19 protein-coding genes are annotated in these 18,528 nt (G+C 61.9%); 14 read left to right on the forward strand and 5 right to left on the reverse strand.

Annotated features, from left to right (window positions below; genetic code table 11):
* Positions 1-14 precede the first annotated feature (14 nt).
* The 10 genes from OLZ32_RS23690 to OLZ32_RS23735 all read left to right on the forward strand — a co-directional run bounded on the left by OLZ32_RS23690 (position 15) and on the right by OLZ32_RS23735 (position 10,010).
* Positions 15-860, forward strand: a complete 846-nt coding sequence (locus OLZ32_RS23690) for an alpha/beta fold hydrolase (protein WP_264423087.1) — start codon at positions 15-17, stop codon at positions 858-860.
* On the forward strand, positions 857-1,792 hold the full coding sequence (locus OLZ32_RS23695) for a flavin reductase family protein (protein WP_264423089.1): 936 nt from the start codon (positions 857-859) through the stop codon (positions 1,790-1,792). Before OLZ32_RS23690 ends, OLZ32_RS23695 begins: the two co-directional genes overlap by 4 nt.
* The gene (locus tag OLZ32_RS23700) at positions 1,789-2,829 is read left to right on the forward strand and encodes an LLM class flavin-dependent oxidoreductase (RefSeq protein ID WP_264423091.1); all 1,041 of its coding nucleotides are present in this window, start codon (positions 1,789-1,791) and stop codon (positions 2,827-2,829) included. Before OLZ32_RS23695 ends, OLZ32_RS23700 begins: the two co-directional genes overlap by 4 nt.
* A gap of 4 nt (positions 2,830-2,833) precedes the next feature.
* Positions 2,834-4,297 carry an aldehyde dehydrogenase gene (locus OLZ32_RS23705; protein ID WP_264423093.1) on the forward strand — a complete coding sequence of 488 codons (1,464 nt, stop codon included), beginning with the start codon at positions 2,834-2,836 and terminating at the stop codon, positions 4,295-4,297.
* 5 nt (positions 4,298-4,302) lie between these two features.
* Positions 4,303-4,626, forward strand: coding sequence for an NIPSNAP family protein (locus tag OLZ32_RS23710; protein ID WP_264423094.1), 324 nt, complete (start codon positions 4,303-4,305; stop codon positions 4,624-4,626).
* Between the two features lie 44 nt (positions 4,627-4,670).
* Positions 4,671-5,681, forward strand: coding sequence for an ABC transporter substrate-binding protein (locus tag OLZ32_RS23715; protein WP_017992525.1), 1,011 nt, complete (start codon positions 4,671-4,673; stop codon positions 5,679-5,681).
* Positions 5,682-5,794: 113 nt separating this feature from the next.
* Positions 5,795-6,667, forward strand: coding sequence for an ABC transporter permease (locus OLZ32_RS23720; RefSeq protein WP_264423096.1), 873 nt, complete (start codon positions 5,795-5,797; stop codon positions 6,665-6,667).
* 1 nt (position 6,668) lies between these two features.
* Positions 6,669-7,469, forward strand: a complete 801-nt coding sequence (locus OLZ32_RS23725) for an ABC transporter permease (protein WP_011654283.1) — start codon at positions 6,669-6,671, stop codon at positions 7,467-7,469.
* Entirely contained in the window at positions 7,466-8,545 is a 1,080-nt protein-coding gene (locus OLZ32_RS23730) for an ABC transporter ATP-binding protein (RefSeq protein WP_264397919.1), read from the forward strand. Before OLZ32_RS23725 ends, OLZ32_RS23730 begins: the two co-directional genes overlap by 4 nt.
* A 10-nt stretch (positions 8,546-8,555) precedes the next feature.
* The gene (locus OLZ32_RS23735; protein ID WP_264423099.1) at positions 8,556-10,010 is read left to right on the forward strand and encodes an NAD-dependent succinate-semialdehyde dehydrogenase; all 1,455 of its coding nucleotides are present in this window, start codon (positions 8,556-8,558) and stop codon (positions 10,008-10,010) included.
* Between the two features lie 56 nt (positions 10,011-10,066).
* Here OLZ32_RS23735 and OLZ32_RS23740 read toward each other — a convergent pair whose 3' ends face one another.
* The 5 genes from OLZ32_RS23740 to OLZ32_RS23760 all read right to left on the reverse strand — a co-directional run bounded on the left by OLZ32_RS23740 (position 10,067) and on the right by OLZ32_RS23760 (position 14,766).
* The gene (locus OLZ32_RS23740) at positions 10,067-10,423 is read right to left on the reverse strand and encodes a RidA family protein (RefSeq protein ID WP_264397922.1); all 357 of its coding nucleotides are present in this window, start codon (positions 10,421-10,423) and stop codon (positions 10,067-10,069) included.
* Between the two features lie 16 nt (positions 10,424-10,439).
* Positions 10,440-11,261 carry an ABC transporter permease gene (locus OLZ32_RS23745; RefSeq protein WP_264423102.1) on the reverse strand — a complete coding sequence of 274 codons (822 nt, stop codon included), beginning with the start codon at positions 11,259-11,261 and terminating at the stop codon, positions 10,440-10,442.
* Positions 11,261-12,517 carry an ABC transporter permease gene (locus tag OLZ32_RS23750; protein ID WP_264423105.1) on the reverse strand — a complete coding sequence of 419 codons (1,257 nt, stop codon included), beginning with the start codon at positions 12,515-12,517 and terminating at the stop codon, positions 11,261-11,263. The genes OLZ32_RS23745 and OLZ32_RS23750 overlap by 1 nt, the downstream gene beginning before the upstream one ends.
* Positions 12,518-12,585: 68 nt before the next feature.
* Positions 12,586-13,635 carry an ABC transporter substrate-binding protein gene (locus OLZ32_RS23755; RefSeq protein ID WP_264423107.1) on the reverse strand — a complete coding sequence of 350 codons (1,050 nt, stop codon included), beginning with the start codon at positions 13,633-13,635 and terminating at the stop codon, positions 12,586-12,588.
* 48 nt (positions 13,636-13,683) lie between these two features.
* Positions 13,684-14,766, reverse strand: coding sequence for an ABC transporter ATP-binding protein (locus tag OLZ32_RS23760; RefSeq protein WP_264423109.1), 1,083 nt, complete (start codon positions 14,764-14,766; stop codon positions 13,684-13,686).
* Positions 14,767-15,005: 239 nt separating this feature from the next.
* Here OLZ32_RS23760 and OLZ32_RS23765 point away from each other — a divergent pair, with 239 nt between their 5' ends.
* From OLZ32_RS23765 to OLZ32_RS23780, 4 genes are all read left to right on the forward strand, one after another.
* Entirely contained in the window at positions 15,006-16,403 is a 1,398-nt protein-coding gene (locus OLZ32_RS23765) for an aminotransferase-like domain-containing protein (RefSeq protein WP_319641135.1), read from the forward strand.
* Positions 16,404-16,406: 3 nt separating this feature from the next.
* A complete protein-coding gene (locus tag OLZ32_RS23770) occupies positions 16,407-17,699 on the forward strand; it encodes an NAD(P)/FAD-dependent oxidoreductase (RefSeq protein ID WP_264423113.1) in 1,293 nt (430 codons plus the stop codon).
* A 160-nt stretch (positions 17,700-17,859) separates the two neighbouring features.
* Positions 17,860-18,111: an AbrB/MazE/SpoVT family DNA-binding domain-containing protein gene (locus tag OLZ32_RS23775; protein WP_003538685.1), complete on the forward strand. Its 252-nt coding sequence runs from the start codon at positions 17,860-17,862 to the stop codon at positions 18,109-18,111.
* The gene (locus tag OLZ32_RS23780; RefSeq protein ID WP_029873484.1) at positions 18,108-18,506 is read left to right on the forward strand and encodes a type II toxin-antitoxin system VapC family toxin; all 399 of its coding nucleotides are present in this window, start codon (positions 18,108-18,110) and stop codon (positions 18,504-18,506) included. Before OLZ32_RS23775 ends, OLZ32_RS23780 begins: the two co-directional genes overlap by 4 nt.
* Positions 18,507-18,528 lie beyond the last annotated feature (22 nt).

Raw genomic sequence — 18,528 nt, forward strand, 5'->3', positions numbered from 1 at the left:
AGGAGCGCCCCGAGATGCTGACAGCCGGATCGACCACACGCACCGCTGCAGCAACAAACGCCGCCGGTGCCTTGCCCCGAAAGAAGACGGCAAGCGGAACGGCCTATCACGAGGCCGGCAGCGGTGAGCCGCTGGTTCTCATTCACGGCGTCGGCATGCGGCTCGAAGCCTGGGCTCCGCAGATCGCATTCCTGTCTGCAGGCCATCGCGTCATCGCTGTCGATATGCCGGGACATGGCGAGAGCGTAAAGCTGCCGGCGGGCAGCCAGCTCGAGGAGTTCGTCACCTGGTTCGGAGGCTTTCTCGACGAGATGGCAATCGGCACGGCAAGTGTTGCCGGGCACTCAATGGGCGCACTGATTTCAGGAGGGGCGGCCGCGACCTTTGGCGAGCGTATCAGCCGCGTCGCTTACCTCAACGGCGTCTACAGGCGTGACCCCGAGGCAAAGGCCGCCGTGCTTTCGCGCGCTGCCGCCATTCCGGTATCGGGCGTCGACAAGGAAGGTCCGCTGGCCCGTTGGTTCGGCGATGATGCGGACAGCGTCACTGCGCGTGAATTGACGCGGAAATGGCTGAACCTCGTTGATCCCCAGGGATATGCCGTCGCCTACGCCGCCTTTGCGGGAGGAGATGAGACCTATGCTGACGGCTGGAAAGACGTGGCTGGTCCGGCCCTGTTTCTGACGGGGTCCGATGATCCGAACTCGACGCCCCTGATGGCAAGGCAAATGGCAGAGCTTGCGCCGCGGGGCTACACCCGCATCGTCGAAGGTCATCGCCATATGGTGAACCTGACCGCACCTGATATCGTCAATTCGCTGCTCGCTGAGTGGCTATCGTTCGGGGAGGATGAACGATGACAATCCAGACTGTCGACCCAAGAGCACTGCGAGATGCATTCGGGGCTTTTCCGACCGGGGTGACTGTCGTCACCGCCTGCGACGGGGAGGGACATCCGATCGGCTTCACAGCGAACTCTTTCACCTCGGTCTCGCTCAATCCGCCTTTGCTCCTCGTCTGCCTTGCCAAGACGTCGCGCAATTTCGCCATCATGACCGGAGCGCAGCATTTTGCGATCAACGTGCTTTCGGAAACGCAGAAAGACGTGTCGAACACCTTTGCACGCCCGGTCGAGGATAGATTTGCGGCGGTCGAGTGGGCGAGGGGATCGGCAGGCTGCCCGATATTCTCGAACGTGGCGGCCTGGTTCGAATGCGCCATGGAAGAGGTCATCGAGGCTGGCGACCACGTCATCTTGATGGGTCGCATCGAAGCTTTCGACAATAGCGGCCGCAACGGTCTCGGCTATGCGCGTGGCGGTTACTTCACGCCGACGCTGGCAAGCAAGGCGGTGTCCGCGGCAAGCGAAGGCAATATGGAACTTGCAGCCGTCGTCGAGCGCCGCGGGGAAGTTCTGCTGCTCGGCGAGGAAGTGCTCTTCCTGCCCAGTGTCGACGCCCATGACGGCAGTCCGACCGAGACGCTGCAAAAATACCTGGAAACGCTCACCGGGTTGAAAGTCAGCATCGGCTTTCTCTATTCGGTTTATGAGGGCAAGAGCGACGGCAAGCAGCACATCGTCTATCACGCCGTTGCCGGAGAGGGCGAGCCTGCCGGCGGCAGGTTCCTGAAGCCTGACGCATTGGTTGCGGCAAAATTCAAGACCAGTTCGACCGCCGATATCGTCAATCGTTTTGCGATGGAAAGTTCGATCGGCAATTTCGGCGTCTATTTCGGCGACGAGACTGGCGGCACTGTTCACCCAATTCCAGCCAAGGACGCAAAAGCATGAAGTTCTCCCTCTTCGTCCATATGGAGCGGCTCGACGCCAGCCAAAGCCATAAGAGCCTCTACGAGGAATTTGTCGCGCTCTGCGAGATCGCCGACAAGGGCGGCATGCATGCGATCTGGACGGGCGAGCACCATGGCATGGATTTCACCATCGCGCCCAACCCTTTCGTGACCATTGCCGATCTGGCGCGCCGCACATCGCGGGCACGGCTTGGAACGGGGACGGTGATCGCTCCCTTCTGGCATCCCATCAAGCTTGCCGGCGAGGCGGCCATGGCCGACATCATCTGCGATGGACGACTCGACATCGGTATCGCGCGCGGGGCCTATTCTTTCGAATACGAGCGTCTGCTGCCCGGTCTCGATGCCTGGGGCGCTGGTCAGCGCATGCGCGAGCTCATCCCGGCGGTCAAGGGCATATGGGCCGGCGATTACGCCCATGACGGGGAATTCTTCAAATTCCCTTCCACCACCTCGGCGCCGAAACCGCTGCAGCAGCCGAACCCGCCCATATGGGTGGCGGCGCGCGATCCAAACTCGCACGAATTTGCCGTTGCCAACGGCTGCAACGTTCAGGTAACGCCGCTTTGGCAGGGCGACGACGAGGTTCAGTCGTTGATGGAGCGCTTCAACGACGCCTGCGTCAAACATCCCGAGATCGAGCGGCCCAAGATCATGCTGCTGCGCCATACCTATGTCGGCTCGTCGGAGGACGATGTCGCCCAAGCCGCCCATGAGCTCAGCGTCTACTACAATTATTTCTTCGCCTGGTTCAAGAATGAGAAGCCGATTGCCCAGGGTCTGATCGAACGGATCCCGGACGAGCAGATCAGAGCAAACGCGATGCTGTCGGACCAGGTCATGCGGACCAACAATGTGGTTGGCGACGCTCAGACCGTCATCGCCCGGCTCAAGGCATATGAAGCGCTCGGCTATGACGAATATTCCTTCTGGATCGACACCGGCATGAGCTTCGAGCGCAAGAAGGCGTCGCTCGAGCGCTTCATCACCGAGGTCATGCCGGCATTTCAGGAGTAAGACCATGCGGCGTTTCCAGCACTACATCGACGGCGAATTTTCAGATGGCGAGGCCTGCTATCCGAGCATTGATCCCGCCTCCGGCGCGGTCTGGGCTGATATGCCCGAAGCGCGCGAAGGGGATGTCGATCGAGCTGTCAACGCGGCCGACAGGGCGCTTTACGAAGGCCCCTGGCCGAAACTGACGGCCACCCAACGCGGCAAGCTGCTCTACAAGCTGGCCGACCTGGTTGCCGCCAACGCGCAGGTGCTCGCTGAACTGGAGACGCGCGACACCGGCAAGATCATCCGTGAAACATCGGCGCAGATCGCTTATGTCGCCGAATACTATCGCTACTATGCCGGCATCGCCGACAAGATCGAAGGCGCCTACCTGCCGATCGACAAGCCCGACATGGATGTCTGGCTTCGCCGCGAGCCGATCGGCGTCGTTGCGATGGTCGTGCCGTGGAACAGCCAGCTCTTCCTGTCTGCGGTGAAGATCGGCCCGGCGCTGGCGGCCGGCTGCACGATGGTGGTCAAGGCCTCGGAAGACGGGCCGGCGCCGCTTCTCGAATTTGCACGGCTCGTGCACGAGGCCGGCTTTCCCGCGGGCGTCGTCAACATCATCACGGGTTTCGGCGCCTCCTGCGGCGCCGCCCTCGGGCGGCACCCGAAGGTCGCGCATGTCGCCTTTACCGGTGGCCCTGAAACCGCCCGGCACGTCGTTCGCAACTCGGCCGAAAACCTCGCCTCCACCTCGCTTGAACTTGGCGGCAAGTCGCCGTTCATCGTCTTTGCCGACGCAGACCTCGAAAGTGCGGCCAATGCTCAGGTCGCAGGCATCTTCGCTGCGACAGGCCAGAGCTGTGTTGCGGGATCGCGCCTCATCGTCGAGCGCAGCGTCAAGGATAAATTCGTCGCCCTGCTACGGGATAAGGCGGAGGCGATCCGGATCGGTGCTCCCCTCGATATGGCGACCGAAGTCGGCCCGCTTGCCACCAAGCGCCAGCAGGACAATATCGGCGCCCTCGTCGCCAAGTCGATCGAAAGCGGCGCCCGCCTCGTCACAGGTGGCAGCAAGATCGACGGCGACGGCTATTATTTCCCGCCGACGATTCTCGACTGCGACGATGTCGCCTCGCCGTCGCTGATCGAGGAGTTCTTCGGGCCGGTCCTGTCCGTCGTGTCGTTCGAGACGGAAGCCGAGGCGCTGCGGCTTGCCAACGATACCCGTTATGGCCTGGCTTCCGGCGTCTTCACCCAGAACCTCACCCGGGCGCACCGGCTGATGAAGGGGCTGCGTGCCGGGATCGTCTGGGTCAACACCTACCGCGTGGTCTCGCCGATCGCGCCGTTCGGCGGTTTCGGCCTGTCAGGCCATGGCAGGGAAGGCGGCATGGCCGCGGCGCTCGACTATACCCGTACCAAGACGATCTGGCTCAGGACATCGGACGATCCGATCCCCGATCCCTTCGTGATGAGGTAGCGCCGATGTTTTACGAAATCCGCACCTACCGGCTGAAGAACGGCACGATCCCGCAATATCTCAAGGTCGTCGAGGAGGAGGGGATCGAGATCCAGAAGAGCCATCTCGGCACGCTCGTCGGCTACTTCTTTTCGGAGATCGGAACGATCAACGAGATCGTCCACATCTGGGCCTTTGCGAGCCTGGACGACCGGGAGGCGAGGCGCCAGAGGCTTTTGGCCGATCCCCGATGGCAGGCCTTTCTGCCCAAGATCCGCGATCTGATCGAAGTAGCGGAAAACAAGATTATGAAGCCAGCCAACTTTTCTTCCGGGAGCGAGGCGCACTGACGGCATAAGGCATACAGGACAAACCAGAACAAGGATAAGGGAACATGAAAACAACATTTGCTTTCGCGGCGGTTGCCGCATTCGTGGCTGTGTCCGTACCGGCGCACGCCGACAACATGGTCTTCTCGAGCTGGGGAGGAACGACCCAGGACGCGCAGAAGGCTGCATGGGCCAGCCCGTTCACGGAGAAGACCGGTATCACCGTCGTACAGGACGGACCGACGGACTACGGCAAGCTCAAGGCGATGGTCGAGGCTGGTCAGGTTACCTGGGACGTGGTCGACGTCGAAGGCGACTATGCCGCCCAGGCCGGCAAGAATGGCCAGCTCGAGAAACTCGATTTCTCCGTCATCGATAAATCCAAGCTCGATCCGCGCTTCGTGACCGACTATTCGGTCGGCAGCTTCTATTATTCCTTCGTGATCGGCTGCAATGCCGATGCCGTCAGCGCCTGCCCGAAGACATGGGCTGACCTGTTCGACACGGCAAAGTTTCCGGGAAAGCGCACATTCTACAAGTGGTCGGCTCCTGGTGTGATCGAAGCGGCGCTGCTTGCCGACGGCGTGGCCGCCGACAAGCTCTATCCGCTTGATCTCGACCGCGCCTTCAAGAAGCTCGATACGATCAAATCGGATATCGTCTGGTGGTCGGGCGGCGCACAGTCGCAGCAGCTGCTGGCATCCGCCGAGGCTCCCTTCGGCAGTATCTGGAATGGCCGCATGACCGCGCTTGCGGCGAGCGGTATCAAGACCGAGACCTCATGGGAACAGAACATCACCGCTGCGGATTCGCTCGTCGTGCCGAAGGGTTCGCCGAACGTGGAAGCCGCGATGAAGTTCATTGCAATGGCGACCTCGGCCGAACCGCAGGCCGCCCTTGCAAAAGCCACCGGATATGCACCAATCAACGTTGACTCGGCCAAGCTGATGGATCCGGAGACGGCCAAGACCCTGCCGGATCAGCAGACGGCCAGCCAAGTGAATGCCGACATGAACTACTGGGCGGACAATCGCGATGCCATCGGCGAGAAGTGGTACGCCTGGCAGGCGAAATAGCCTGAAACTTGAGACGGATGGGCACGGCGAATGTTCGCCGTGCCTCCCGCAGCGCCAGCGCCCGTTTGTAGGACCGCGGCGTCTGCGGAAATTGACGGGTGGGAAGGACTGTCATGTCGACATATAGCGATGCCTCCGCTGCAATTGTGCCCCTGCCAAAGGCGCGCAGGGCAACAGGTTTCGGCGGGGTCCTTCCGGCTCTCGCCTTCGTGGCGATCTTCTTCATCGCGCCCGTGGCGGTGCTCTTGTTGCGAAGCGTGCTGGAACCGGTGCCGGGCTTTGGAAACTATGCGCAACTGATCGGGTCCGCGACCTATCTCAAGATTTTCGCCAACACCTTCATCGTCTCCGGTCTCGTCACAGTGATTTCGCTGCTGATCGGATTTCCCGTTGCCTGGGCGCTGGCAATCATGCCCGGGCGGCTGACCTCGGTGATCTTTGCGATCCTGCTCCTGTCGATGTGGACCAACCTGCTGGCCCGCACCTATGCCTGGATGGTGCTTTTGCAGCGGACGGGGCTGATCAACAAGATGCTGATCGGAATGGGGCTGATCGACAAACCTTTGGCACTGGTCAACAACCTGACCGGGGTCACCATCGGCATGACCTATATCATGCTGCCCTTCATCATCCTGCCGCTCTACGGCGTGATCAAGAAGATCGACCCGTCGACCCTGCAGGCGGCAGCACTTTGCGGCGCCAACCGATGGCAGTGCCTGACCCGTGTCCTGCTGCCCTTGGCCATGCCGGGCATGGCGGCTGGTGCCCTCATGGTCTTCGTCATGTCGCTTGGTTATTTCGTCACGCCGTCGCTTCTTGGCGGCACCGCGAACATGATGCTCGCGGAGCTGATCGCGCAATTTGTGCAGTCGCTGGTCAACTGGGGAATGGGAGGTGCTGCGGCGCTGGTTCTCCTCGTGGTGACCCTGTCGCTTTATGCCGTGCAGCTGCGCTTCGTCGGCAACCAGAACCCGGGAGGGCGTTGACATGTTGCTCAATTTCGACCGGCTCGGCTGGTGGAAATATATCCTGCTGGCGATCACGCTTCTGACCGCGGCCTTCCTGCTGCTGCCGATCGTCTTTATCGCGGCGCTCTCCTTCGGCTCCTCGCAATGGCTGATCTTTCCGCCGCCCGGCTGGACGCTTCAATGGTACAGCGAGCTCTTTGCCGATCCGCGCTGGCTGGAATCGGCCTGGACGAGCTTCAAGATCGCGGTCATCGTGACGATCCTGTCGGTGCTGCTCGGGCTTGTGACGTCCTTCGGGCTGGTGCGCGGTTCGTTTCTGTTCCGTGATGCGCTGAAAGCGCTGTTTCTGACGCCGATGATCCTTCCTGTCGTGGTTCTTGCGGTTGCCCTTTATGCCTTCTTTCTGAGGATCGGCCTTGGCGGCACGTTGGTAGGCTTCGTCATTTCGCACCTCGTTCTTGCGCTGCCCTTCTCGATCCTGTCCATCTCAAGTGCGCTGGAGGGCTTCGACAAGTCGATCGAGGATGCGGCGGTTCTGTGCGGCGCCTCGCCTCTGGAAGCAAAGATCAGGGTCACCCTGCCGGCGATCAGCCATGGGCTGTTTTCGGCGGCCGTCTTCTCGTTCCTGACATCCTGGGACGAGGTGGTGGTGGCGATCTTCATGTCCAGCCCGACCTTGCAGACGCTGCCCGTCAAGGTATGGGCGACGCTGCGACAGGACCTGACGCCGGTTGTCGCCGCGGCGTCGACCCTTCTCATCCTTTTGACGATCCTCTTGATGGCGCTTGTTGCCGTCGTGCGTAAGGTACTGAAACAATGAAAGAACCATTCCTTCAGATCCGCGGAATACGCAAGGAATACGGCCCTGTCGTCGCCGTCCATGATGTCAATCTCGACGTTCGGCGCGGGGAGTTCCTGACCTTTCTCGGACCGTCCGGATCCGGGAAAAGCACCACCCTCTACATCCTGGCCGGTTTTGAAACTCCGACGAAAGGCGACATCACGCTGGAGGGCAAGACCCTGCTCGACACGCCGTCGCACAAGCGCAACATCGGCATGGTGTTCCAGCGCTACACCCTGTTTCCGCATCTGACGGTGGGCGAAAACATCGCATTCCCGCTGAAGGTCCGGCGCAAGTCCAAGGCCGAGGTCGACAGCAAGGTGAAGGAGATGCTGCGCCTCGTCAGGCTCGAAGGCTTCGAGGATCGCAAGCCCGCGCAAATGTCCGGCGGCCAGCAGCAGCGTGTCGCCCTTGCCAGAGCCCTTGCCTATGATCCGCCGGTGCTTCTGATGGACGAGCCGCTGTCGGCGCTCGACAAGAAGCTGCGCGAGGAAATCCAGCATGAGATACGCCGGATCCATCAGCAGACCGAAGTGACGATCCTCTATGTCACGCACGACCAGGAGGAGGCGCTGCGGCTCTCCGACCGCATCGCCGTCTTTTCCAAGGGTGTCATCGACCAGATCGGCACGGGCCCGGAACTCTACGCCAATCCGCGGACCCGCTTCGTGGCCGAATTCATCGGCGACAGCGACTTCATTTCATGCGACCTGCTGTCATCTTCCGATGGGCAGGCCACCATTTCGCTTGGCGGCGGGAGCGTCTTCAATCATATTCCGGTGCATGGAAAAGGAACATCCGGCACAAGGGCGGCCCTGATGCTGAGGCCTGAGCGCATTCGGTTGTCGCGAAATCAGGTGGCGGGAGCGGGGCTTGCCGCAATGGTCAGCGACATTACCTTCCTCGGCAACAATATTCACGTCTCGACCGAGACGGCGACAGGCGAGGCGCTGGCGGTTCGTTTGCCGTTCGGTCACGAGGCTATCGCGGGGCTCAGCCGTGGCGATATAGTCCACCTGAATTTCGATCCCGGTGCCGCTCACGTATTCTGTTGAAAGTTGTCATATGAAGCTCAATGATCCCTCGCTATTCCGTCAGGCATGCCCCATCGCCGATCGCTGGATCGAAGCGGAAGGCCGCAAGGCGGCAACGGTCCGCAATCCGGCGACGGGCGAGCCACTGGGGGTGGTCCCCGACCTCGGTGCGGTGGAAACGGAAGATGCCATCCGCGCCGCGGTCATTGCCCAGAAGCTTTGGGCGAAGAAGACCGCCGGGGAGCGCGCCGCCGTTCTGAAGGCATGGCACCGGCTGATGATCGAAAACCGCGACGATCTGGCGATGATCCTGACGCTGGAGCAGGGAAAGCCGCTCGCCGAAGCCAAGGGGGAGATCACCTATGGTGCAAGCTTCATCGAATGGTTCGCCGAAGAGGCGAGACGCATCAACGGTGAGGTCGTACCGGGACATCAGCCGGACAAGCGGATCCTCGTCCTGCGACAGCCTGCAGGCGTGGTGGCGGCGATCACGCCCTGGAATTTTCCGAACGCGATGATCACCCGCAAGATCGGCCCCGCGCTTGCCGCCGGCTGTGCCGTTGTTCTCAAGCCGGCGCTGCAGACGCCATTCTCCGCCATCGCGATCGCCGTTCTCGGTGAGCGCGCCGGCCTGCCGCCTGGGCTTCTCAACATCGTCACGGGTGACGCAGCGGCAATTGGCGGGGCGCTGACGGCAAGCCGTGACGTTCGGGTCCTGACCTTCACCGGCTCCACCCGGACGGGCGAACTGCTTTACCGGCAATGTGCGCCGACGATCAAAAAGCTCGGCCTCGAGCTTGGCGGCAATGCACCCTTCATCGTGTTCGACGACGCCGATCTCGACGCAGCCGTCGAAGGCGCGCTCATCGCCAAGTTCCGCAACAACGGCCAGACCTGCGTCTGCGCCAATCGCCTTTATGTCCAGGACGGCGTCTATGAGGCGTTTGCCGCCAAGCTCGCCGCGGCGGTTTCGGGCTTGAAGGTCGGCAACGGTCTCGACCGTGACGTCGTGCTTGGCCCGCTGATCGACGACAATGCCGTCGCCAAGGTTGAAAGCCATATCAGCGATGCCGTTTCAAAGGGTGCCGGGATCGTCTTAGGCGGCAAACGCCACGCGCTCGGCGGCCATTTCTTCGAGCCGACGATCCTGCGCGATGTTGCTGCCGGCATGCAGGTCGCGCGCGAGGAAACCTTCGGGCCGCTTGCACCGCTTTTTCGTTTCCGTGACGAGCAGGATGTCATCGAACAGGCAAACGACACCGAGTTCGGCCTTGCTTCGTATTTTTACGCTCGCGATCTGTCACGGGTATTTCGCGTGGCCGAAGCCCTCGAATATGGGATGGTTGGCGTCAATACCGGTCTTGTTTCCACGGCCGAGGCTCCGTTCGGCGGCGTGAAAATGTCGGGTCTCGGCCGTGAAGGGTCGAGGCACGGATTGGACGAATATACCGAGCTCAAATATGTGTGCCTGGGTGGCATTGCCTGACCTTGGTCGATGCTTGGGTTTATCCGCGCCGCCGAGATCATGGCAGGCGCGGACCGTCAGTTCCCGACCGCTGCGACAATGCCAATCTCCACGGCGAATTCCGGCCCGGCGAGCCTTGCTTCGACGGTGGCGCGCGCCGGCGCATGGCCCGAAGGCACCCAGGCGTCCCATACGATATTCATCTCTTCGAACTCGGACATGTCAGCAAGCCAGATCGTCGCGCTGAGCATCCGTGTCGGATTGCTGCCCGCGCCGTCCAGAAGCCGGGTGATCCGCGCCAGGATATTGGTCGTCTGTTCGCGGACGGACGCGCCCGGTGCGTCGATTGCGACCTGGCCGGCGAGAAAGACAAAGCCGCCACAGGTCACGGCCTGGCTCATCCGCTTTCCGGTTTCGTAGCGTTCGATCTGCATGTTCAACCCCCCTGAATCAATCCCTATACGCAATCTTCTGGCGTTCGGCGCGTCGCTGCAGCCATTGGATCGTGGCGAGGAACAGCGTCGAAAACAGGATGAGGAGCGTGGCGACGGCGGCGATCGTCGGGCTCAGCGTTTCGCGCACGCCGCTCCACATCTGGCGCGGCAGCGTGCGTTCTTCGGAACCGGCGATGAAGAGTGCGATCACCACTTCGTCGAACGACGTCACGAAGGCGAAGAGCGCGCCGGACGCCACCCCCGGCGCAATGACCGGCAGCATGATGCGCAACGTCGCTTCAACAGGAGCTGCGCCGAGACTGGATGCCGCCCGCATCAGATTGTGATCGAAGCTTGCGAGCGTGGCGGTGACGGTGATCACCACGAAGGGCGCGCCGATCACCGTATGCGCCAGCACCAGCCCGGTCAGGCTGTTGAGCAGCCCGACGGTGGCGAAGGCATAGTAGATGCCGACTGCCGAAACGATGACCGGCACGATCATCGGCGATATCAGAATGGCGGTCAGCGTTGCCCGCGCCGGGCAGGACGGCCGGCTGAGGCCGATCGCGGCAAGCGTGCCGAGAAAGGTCGACAGAAGCGTGGCGAAGACGGCGACGATGATGCTGTTCTTCAGCGCCAGCTGCCAGACGTTGGAATCGACGAATTCGCGATACCAGCGGAGCGACAGGCCGGGCATCGGATAGGTGAAGAACGGCTCGGCATTGAAGGAGAGCGGCACGATCGCCACGATCGGGGCGATCAGGAACAGGATCACCAGGCCGCCAGCCAGCCACAAGAGGATCGAAAACAGCCGCGGGAAAGAAAGGAAATTCGTCATCAGCCTATCCTCAGCCTGTCGATGCCGACAATACGATTGTAGACGGCGTAGAGGATCAGCACCGCCACCAGCAGGATTGTGCTCAAAGCCGCCGCCATGCCCCAGTTCGTGACCTGATTGGAGTAGTAGGCGATGAAATAGCTCACCATCTGGTCTCCCGGCCCGCCGACCAGAGCCGGGGTGATGTAATAGCCAAGCGCCAGGATGAAGACGAGCAACCCGCCGGCGCTGACACCAGGCATGCTCATCGGCAGGTATATGCGGAAGAAGGCCGACATCGGCGGCGCGCCAAGCGACGAGGCGGCACGCAGATAGACCGGAGGGATGCTCTTCATGACGCTGTAGATCGGCAGCACCATGAAGGGCAGCAGAATATGGGTCATGGCAATCAGCACGCCGATGCGATTGTAGATCAGGTCGAGGGGATGAGCGGGGTCGATCAGGCCCAACCAGATGAGCGCCGAGTTGATCACGCCGCGTCCCTGCAGCAAGACGACCCAGGCGCTGGTGCGCACCAGAAGCGAGGTCCAGAACGGCAGGAGCACCAGGATCAGCAGCGTATTGGCGACCGCCCCTTTCGAACGGGCAATTAGCGCGGCGAGGGGGTAGCCGAGAAACAGGCAGATCACGGTCACCGAAGCGCTGACGACGAATGTGCGGATCAGGATATCGACATGCACCGCATTCTCCGCCGAGACCCTGCCGATGGCGCCCGACGCGTCGCGCTCCAGGTCGAGCGAGGCGAGCAGGTAATAGTCGGTGAAGGGCGGCGACGCATTCTTGATGATCGTCCAGTAGTGCGGGCTCTCCCACTTGGGATCGATGGCAACGAAGGCGGTCTTGTAGGGCGGCTCCGCGTTGCGGATCGTGCGCGCGGTTTTCAACAGCATCGAGCGCATGCCGGTCTCGTAATAGTTGAGACGCTTGGCCACTTCGGCGATCCGGTCGCGCGGCGATTGCTTCAGATCGGTGGCAAAGGCGGCAAACAGCGCTTCGTCGGGCGGGGATTGTTCATCCCAGGCTGATAGAGCCGACATCGTGTAGGGCAGGGCGGCGGAAGCCGCCCTGTTGTCGACCGCGCGTGTCAACAACAGGGCAATGGGCAGGACGAAGACGAACAGCAGGAAGATCAACAGAGGCGCGATCAGCAGCAGCGCTCTCAGTTGCGCCTTGCTTTTCGCACTGCCGAGGCTTTTCACCCGCGTGCGAGCGGCAATCCTTGCCTCGTCGCCATCATTCATTGTCGCGATCACCATCGCTCATGCCTTCCTGCGGTAGAGAAAGGGGCGGACGAAGCCAGGGGGCACTCGTCCGCCCTACGAGGTTACTGTGCGAGCCACTTGTTGAAGCGTTCGGTCAACTCCTCATCATGGTCGGCCCAGAACTCGGAGGAGACGACAAAGGCCGTCTTCGTATTGTCAGGCGCGGTCGGCAGATCGACGAGAATATCCGCTGGAACCTTGGCGATGGCCGCTTTCAGGGTCGGGCCATAGGATATGTATTTGGACTGCTGCGCCATCACGTCGGGATTGACGGTGAAGGCGACGAATTTGTCCGCAAGTTCCTTGTTCTTCGAGCCTTTCGGCTCGGCCCAGAGATTGAAGTCCATTCCCTGGCCGTCCCAGACGATCTTGAAGTTCTTGCCGCTGTTCTTGACGGCATCGTAGATGCGGCCATTCCATGCCGTGGTCATCACGACTTCGCCGTCGGCGAGAAGCTGCGGCGGCTGCGCGCCGGCCGTCCACCAGACCTTTACATCCTTCTTGATCGTGTCGAGTTTCTTGAAGGCGCGGTCGACGCCCTCCGGCGTCCCGAGCACGTCGTAGACCTCGGCGGGTTTGACGCCGTCGGCAATTAGCGCGAATTCCAGCGTGGTCTTCGGCGATTTGCGCAAGGCGCGCGGCCCGGGGAACTTCGCCGTATCGAACAGGTCGGCCATCGTCGTCGGCCCGCCATTCGGGAACTTGGCGGCATCATAGGCATAGATGGTGCCGAAGACGATCGTCGCGACCGCGCAATCCATCGCGGCGCCGTCGATGAAGGCGTCCTTGCCGCCAAGCTTCGAATAGTCGATCGTTTCGAGCCAGCCTTCGTCACAGCCTTGCAGCGCATGGCTGGGTTCAACATCGACGACATCCCAAGTCACCTGGCCGGTTTCGACCATGCCCTTCAGCTTGGCGGTCGAGCCGTCCCATTCATCCTGGAGAATCTTGGTGCCGGTTTCCTTGGCAAAGGGCTTAAAAAAGGTCTCCTCCTGGCTCTTCGTATAGGCGCCGCCCCAGGATGTGACGGTCAGCGTATCCTCGGCAAATGCCGCTCCTGCGATGGCAAGAGTCATGACGGAACTGAGAAGCATGCAGTTTAAACGCATCATGGTGGTTCCCCTTTTTGTTGCTGCGTCTGTGAAAGAATGAGCGCCCGGTCAGGAGAGCGCGAGCGCGCGGCAATCCTCCGGCGCCCAGCCGATGACGGCAGTGGAGCCTAGCAATTGAACCGGAATGTCCTGAGCCGCGGCGACTTTGATGAAGATGTCGTCGCAGCCGCAGGCCGAGACGCGCAGCCTGACATGGTCGCCGTGATAGATGATTTCCTTGAGCGTCGCGGTGAACCGGTTCGGAACCTCGGTTGCGGGCGCCAGCTGAATCCGCTCGGGCCGCAACACCAGCGTTGCCCGCGCGCCTTCCTTCAATCCTTCTCCGGCATGGCCGGTGATGATCGAACCATCGGGCGCGCGAATCCGGCAGACGCCACTTTCGATCGCGACGACTTCGCCCGATATCGCGTTGTTTTCGCCGATGAAGGTCGCGACGAAGGGGTTTGCCGGCGTCTCGTAGAGCGCATGCGGCGGTGCGATCTGCTGCAGGATGCCGTCATTGAACACGCCGACCCGATCCGACATGGTCAGCGCCTCGCTTTGGTCGTGGGTGACGTAAACGACGTTGATGCCGAGGCGGGCATGCAGGTGCTTGATCTCGAGCTGCATATGTTCGCGAAGCTGCTTGTCGAGCGCACCGAGCGGCTCGTCCATCAGCACGAGCTGCGGCTCGAAGACGAGCGCCCGGGCGAGCGCGATGCGCTGCTGCTGTCCGCCGGAAAGCTGGTTGGGCCGCCGCGTTTCGAAGCTCGCCATGCGAACCATGTCGAGCGCGCGGCGCACCCGCTCGGTGATCTCGGCCTTGCCGAGCCGGCGCATTTTCAGCGGGAAGGCGACGTTCTCGCCGACGGTCATATGCGGGAAGAGTGCGTAATTCTGGAAGACCACACCGATATTGCGGCGATGCGGTGGGACACTGTCGATCCTGTTGTCGGCAAGCATGATCGTTCCGTCGGTCGGCGCTTCGAAGCCGGCCAGCATCATCAGCGTCGTGGTCTTGCCGGATCCGGACGGGCCGAGAAGGGTCAGAAACTCCCCTTTGGCGACGTCGAGGTCCAGGCCGCGCACGACATAGCTGACGCCGTCATAGGATTTACGCACGCCTTCGAAAGCAATGAAGCGCTCGCTCATCAAGTCCTCCTGTTTGCATCGGCGGGTCCCTGCCTCTTTGTCTCGATGCTGGGTTATATTGTCTCGGTCTACTTGGGCTTGTCAAGCCACACAAATAATTTTGTGTGGTGGCAGCGACAGGGTCTCGAAAACACTGGGAAAGCGTGCTATGTCGCACGAAAGCAAGCTGAATCGCAGCGCCTCGGGGATTGATGTGTGCGTCCGGCTTATGGAATTTATGCCGCCGTTACAGGAATTGTATGTCTGAAAGATCGGAAGTGACCCGGACAAATCAGGAGCGGGAAACGCGGATACCGGCCTATCTGGAGCTCGCAAACGAGCTCGAGGCGAGGATCCGCTCGGGCGCCTTGCCCCCCGGCAGCCAGCTTCCGCCGCAGCGCGACCTGGCGCGGGAGCGGTCGCTCAACGTCTCCACCGTCACGCGCGCCTACCGCGAATTGCAGAACCTCAACCTTGTGATGGGCAGCACCCGGCGCGGCACGATCGTCATCGGCGACGGCGCCATGCCGCGGGTCGACCGGGCAACGAGCCCGGCCGGTATCATCGATCTGACCGTCAACCGGCCGGCCGTCGACGATTTCCAGCAGCGCCTCGCCCAATCCCTGCCAGACCTGTCGTCCGACCGGCGCTTCCGCCAGATGCAGGAGTATCAGCCGCCGGAAGGTCCTGCCTGGGCGCGCTACGCCGGGAGAAAATGGATATCGCTCAACGGCTTCGATCCGTCCGAAGACGATATCGTCGTCACCAGTGGCGCCCAGCACGCGTTGCTGGCGGTGATCAGCAGCCTGATGGAGCCCGGCGACACCATCGTCTGCGATCGGCTGACCTATTATGGGCTGATTGCGCTTGCCCAGATGTTCCGCTTTCGCATCATCGGCATCGGAAGTGACGATCAGGGCATGTCGGCGGTGGAGCTCGACGATATCTGCGGCCGGGAGAGCGTGCGCGCCGTCTTCACGGTTCCCTCGATGCACAATCCGACCGTCGTCACCATGAGCGAGGCTCGTCGTCGCGAACTGGTCGACGTCGCGGAAAAGCACGATCTCGTCATCATCGAGGACGATGTCTATGGACCGATGCTCGGGACCAGGGCAAACGCCCTGATCACGCTTGCGCCGACCAGAACCTACCATATATCGGCGCTCTCCAAGGCGCTGGCGCCGGGTCTGCGCGTCGGCTATCTCTGCTGCCCGCCCGGCCGTGCGCTGCTGTCTGCCGAGGCGGTTCGCACGACCGCCTGGATGCCCTCTCCGCTGCCGCTGCTGATAGCGACCCGCTGGCTGGAGGACGGCACGGCCGAAGCGATCCTGAAGGCCCAGCTTACAGAGCTGCGCGCACGCCATGCGATCGTCACGACAATCCTTGCCGGCCACTCCTTCTCCGCCGATCCGCGCTGCATGTTTTTATGGCTGAGGCTGCCGGCGCCATGGCGATGCGAGGATTTTGCCGCCAATCTGCGCGCCCATGGCGTTGCGGTCATGGCCGCCACCGCCTTTGCCTGTGACCGTCAGCCGGTCGAGCACGCCGTTCGCGTCAATGTCGGCTGCGCATCGTCGCGGGATGAACTTGCAACGGCGCTGCGCATCATCGCCGCCACGCTGAACGATCGTCCCCGCGCTCTGGCAGGCCTGGTCTAGGCGATGAACACGCCGCTTCCCGACCTTCAGCCCTTGCCCGACGCCGAGCGCCGGCATGTGGCTGTGGTCGGTGCCGGATTGGTCGGCCTCTGCACGGCGCTTTGGCTGCAAAGAATGGGGCACCGGGTCACGATCATCGATCCGGCGCCGCCCTTGGGCGATGCATCCTACAGGCAGGCCTGCTCCTACGGAAATGCCTGCACCTTTGCGCCGCACGGCGTCGTTCCCGTCGCGACGTCAGGGGTCATCTGGCGTGTGCCGGGAATGCTGCTCAATCCGCTCGGTCCGCTGGCGATCGTCTGGAGATACCTGCCGCAACTGGTCCCTTGGCTGCGCGCCTTCCTGGCATCGAGCACGAAAGCCGAGGTCGAGCGGATCGCCGGCACACTGGCGGTGCTGCTTTCTCACGCCGATGCGGCCTGGCAACCGCTTGTGACGCAGGCAGGCGCCGAACGGCTGAAGCGGCATGACGGCTGCCTGTATCTCTATAAGACCGAAGCGCAATTCCGGGCGGCTGACGCCGAAAACGCGCTGCGTGAGCGTCATGGCGTCGCCATGGACCGGCTGGAGCGCGCCGATATCCAGAAGATGGAGCCTCATCTTGCGCCGCTTTACCACAAGGGCGTGCTGTTTCGTGACGCCTATGTGTTTTCCAGCCCCAGGCAACTCGCCTTCGCGCTCGCCCAGGCCGTTATAAACGGCGGAGGAGAGATCGTCCGCGGCGAAGTCTCAGCCATCGAGCCGCGTGACAACGGCATCTGCTTGCAGATCGCGGGCACGCAAATCCTTGCGGACCATGCGGTGGTCGCCGCCGGCGCCCATTCGCGCAAGCTGACCGCATCGATAGGCGATCGCGTCCTGCTCGACACCGAGCGCGGTTATCACGTCTTGTTCCCGCAAGCGGACCATCTGCTGTCGCGCCCGGTCTGCTATCCCGAACACGGCTTCTACATGGTGCCGATGGCCGATGGATTGCGCGCGGCCGGAACCGTCGAACTCGGCGGGCTTGCCGCTCCGTTGAACCCCAAGCGGACCGCGATGATCCGTGACGGCGTCAAAATGCTCCTGCCGGCGGCCGGGCAAGGCAGCGACGAGTGGCTGGGTTTTCGCCCGTCCATGCCGGATTCACTTCCGGTGATCGGCAGCTCCCGCCGTTTGCCCCGCGTCACCTATGCCTTCGGCCACGGCCATCTCGGTCTGACACTGTCGGCTCTGACCGGCTATCTGGTTTCCCAGCTGGTCGCCGGACAGCGCCCGGCTGTCGATCTGGCGCCCCTGCGTCCAGACCGGTTCTAAAAAGGCGGCTCAGGCGTCGGCGCTCCTTCTTCGGTTGGAGTGAGCCACGCACGAGCAAGGCCAGTGAAGGCAAAGTGAAGGCAAAGTTCGTATCACGCGAACCTTGAATGTAAGGAAAAAATCCATTACTTTTGTGTTGACTTAAGATAGGAGATTTTCCATGGCTTCCCTTGCCGTCACAATGAAAGGGCAAATCACGCTGAGGCGGGACTTGCTGACGCACCTTGGGGTCAAACCGGGGGAGCGGATCGAATTCGACAAGCTGCCTGGGGGCGAGCTGCGGGTAAAGGCTGCTCGTCCAACGGGGACAATCGACGATTTTATCGGTCGGCATGCTGGCAAGATGAAAAAGCCGTTGACCATCGAAGAGATGAACGAAATCGCGGCTTCGGGCTGGGCCGGCGAGGAATGAAAGTCTCAGTCGATACCAACATTCTTGCTCGAGCAGTCCTGCAGGATGATGCCGAGCAGGGCAGGGCAGCGGCAAAGCTCCTCAAGGAAGCATCGCTGATCGCGGTTTCCTTGCCGAGCTTATGTGAACTGGTCTGGATACTGCGTCGAGGAGCCAGGCTATCAAAGGAAGATGTTTCACAGACGATCCACGACCTGCTCAACGCGGGCAATGTGGCGATGAACCGTCCTGCGGTCGAAGCAGGACTGGCCATGCTGGAGGCGGGTGGCGATTTCGCAGACGGCGTGATTGCCCATGAAGGAGCGTGGCTTGGCGGCGAGAGCTTCGTATCTTTCGACAAGCAGGCGGTCGAACTGGTCATCCGCCAAGGCCAACCCGCGCGTCTTCTCGCCTGACACTCCAAAGACTCGTCAGCGG

This window comes from Rhizobium acaciae, assembly GCF_025941625.1.
Lineage (GTDB): Bacteria > Pseudomonadota > Alphaproteobacteria > Rhizobiales > Rhizobiaceae > Rhizobium > Rhizobium acaciae.

What these genes read in the sequence shown, in the direction of transcription:
- OLZ32_RS23715 (WP_017992525.1), top strand. Translation starts at nt 4,671, where the DNA reads ATGAAAACAACATTTGCTTTCGCGGCGGTTGCCGCATTCGTGGCTGTG.
- OLZ32_RS23765 (WP_319641135.1), top strand. Translation starts at nt 15,006, where the DNA reads ATGTCTGAAAGATCGGAAGTGACCCGGACAAATCAGGAGCGGGAAACG.
- OLZ32_RS23730 (WP_264397919.1), top strand. Translation starts at nt 7,466, where the DNA reads ATGAAAGAACCATTCCTTCAGATCCGCGGAATACGCAAGGAATACGGC.
- OLZ32_RS23725 (WP_011654283.1), top strand. Translation starts at nt 6,669, where the DNA reads ATGTTGCTCAATTTCGACCGGCTCGGCTGGTGGAAATATATCCTGCTG.
- OLZ32_RS23705 (WP_264423093.1), top strand. Translation starts at nt 2,834, where the DNA reads ATGCGGCGTTTCCAGCACTACATCGACGGCGAATTTTCAGATGGCGAG.
- OLZ32_RS23755 (WP_264423107.1), bottom strand. Translation starts at nt 13,635, where the DNA reads ATGATGCGTTTAAACTGCATGCTTCTCAGTTCCGTCATGACTCTTGCC.
- OLZ32_RS23720 (WP_264423096.1), top strand. Translation starts at nt 5,795, where the DNA reads ATGTCGACATATAGCGATGCCTCCGCTGCAATTGTGCCCCTGCCAAAG.
- OLZ32_RS23735 (WP_264423099.1), top strand. Translation starts at nt 8,556, where the DNA reads ATGAAGCTCAATGATCCCTCGCTATTCCGTCAGGCATGCCCCATCGCC.
- OLZ32_RS23740 (WP_264397922.1), bottom strand. Translation starts at nt 10,423, where the DNA reads ATGCAGATCGAACGCTACGAAACCGGAAAGCGGATGAGCCAGGCCGTG.
- OLZ32_RS23695 (WP_264423089.1), top strand. Translation starts at nt 857, where the DNA reads ATGACAATCCAGACTGTCGACCCAAGAGCACTGCGAGATGCATTCGGG.
- OLZ32_RS23760 (WP_264423109.1), bottom strand. Translation starts at nt 14,766, where the DNA reads ATGAGCGAGCGCTTCATTGCTTTCGAAGGCGTGCGTAAATCCTATGAC.
- OLZ32_RS23750 (WP_264423105.1), bottom strand. Translation starts at nt 12,517, where the DNA reads ATGGTGATCGCGACAATGAATGATGGCGACGAGGCAAGGATTGCCGCT.
- OLZ32_RS23700 (WP_264423091.1), top strand. Translation starts at nt 1,789, where the DNA reads ATGAAGTTCTCCCTCTTCGTCCATATGGAGCGGCTCGACGCCAGCCAA.
- OLZ32_RS23710 (WP_264423094.1), top strand. Translation starts at nt 4,303, where the DNA reads ATGTTTTACGAAATCCGCACCTACCGGCTGAAGAACGGCACGATCCCG.
- OLZ32_RS23690 (WP_264423087.1), top strand. Translation starts at nt 15, where the DNA reads ATGCTGACAGCCGGATCGACCACACGCACCGCTGCAGCAACAAACGCC.
- OLZ32_RS23770 (WP_264423113.1), top strand. Translation starts at nt 16,407, where the DNA reads ATGAACACGCCGCTTCCCGACCTTCAGCCCTTGCCCGACGCCGAGCGC.
- OLZ32_RS23780 (WP_029873484.1), top strand. Translation starts at nt 18,108, where the DNA reads ATGAAAGTCTCAGTCGATACCAACATTCTTGCTCGAGCAGTCCTGCAG.
- OLZ32_RS23745 (WP_264423102.1), bottom strand. Translation starts at nt 11,261, where the DNA reads ATGACGAATTTCCTTTCTTTCCCGCGGCTGTTTTCGATCCTCTTGTGG.
- OLZ32_RS23775 (WP_003538685.1), top strand. Translation starts at nt 17,860, where the DNA reads ATGGCTTCCCTTGCCGTCACAATGAAAGGGCAAATCACGCTGAGGCGG.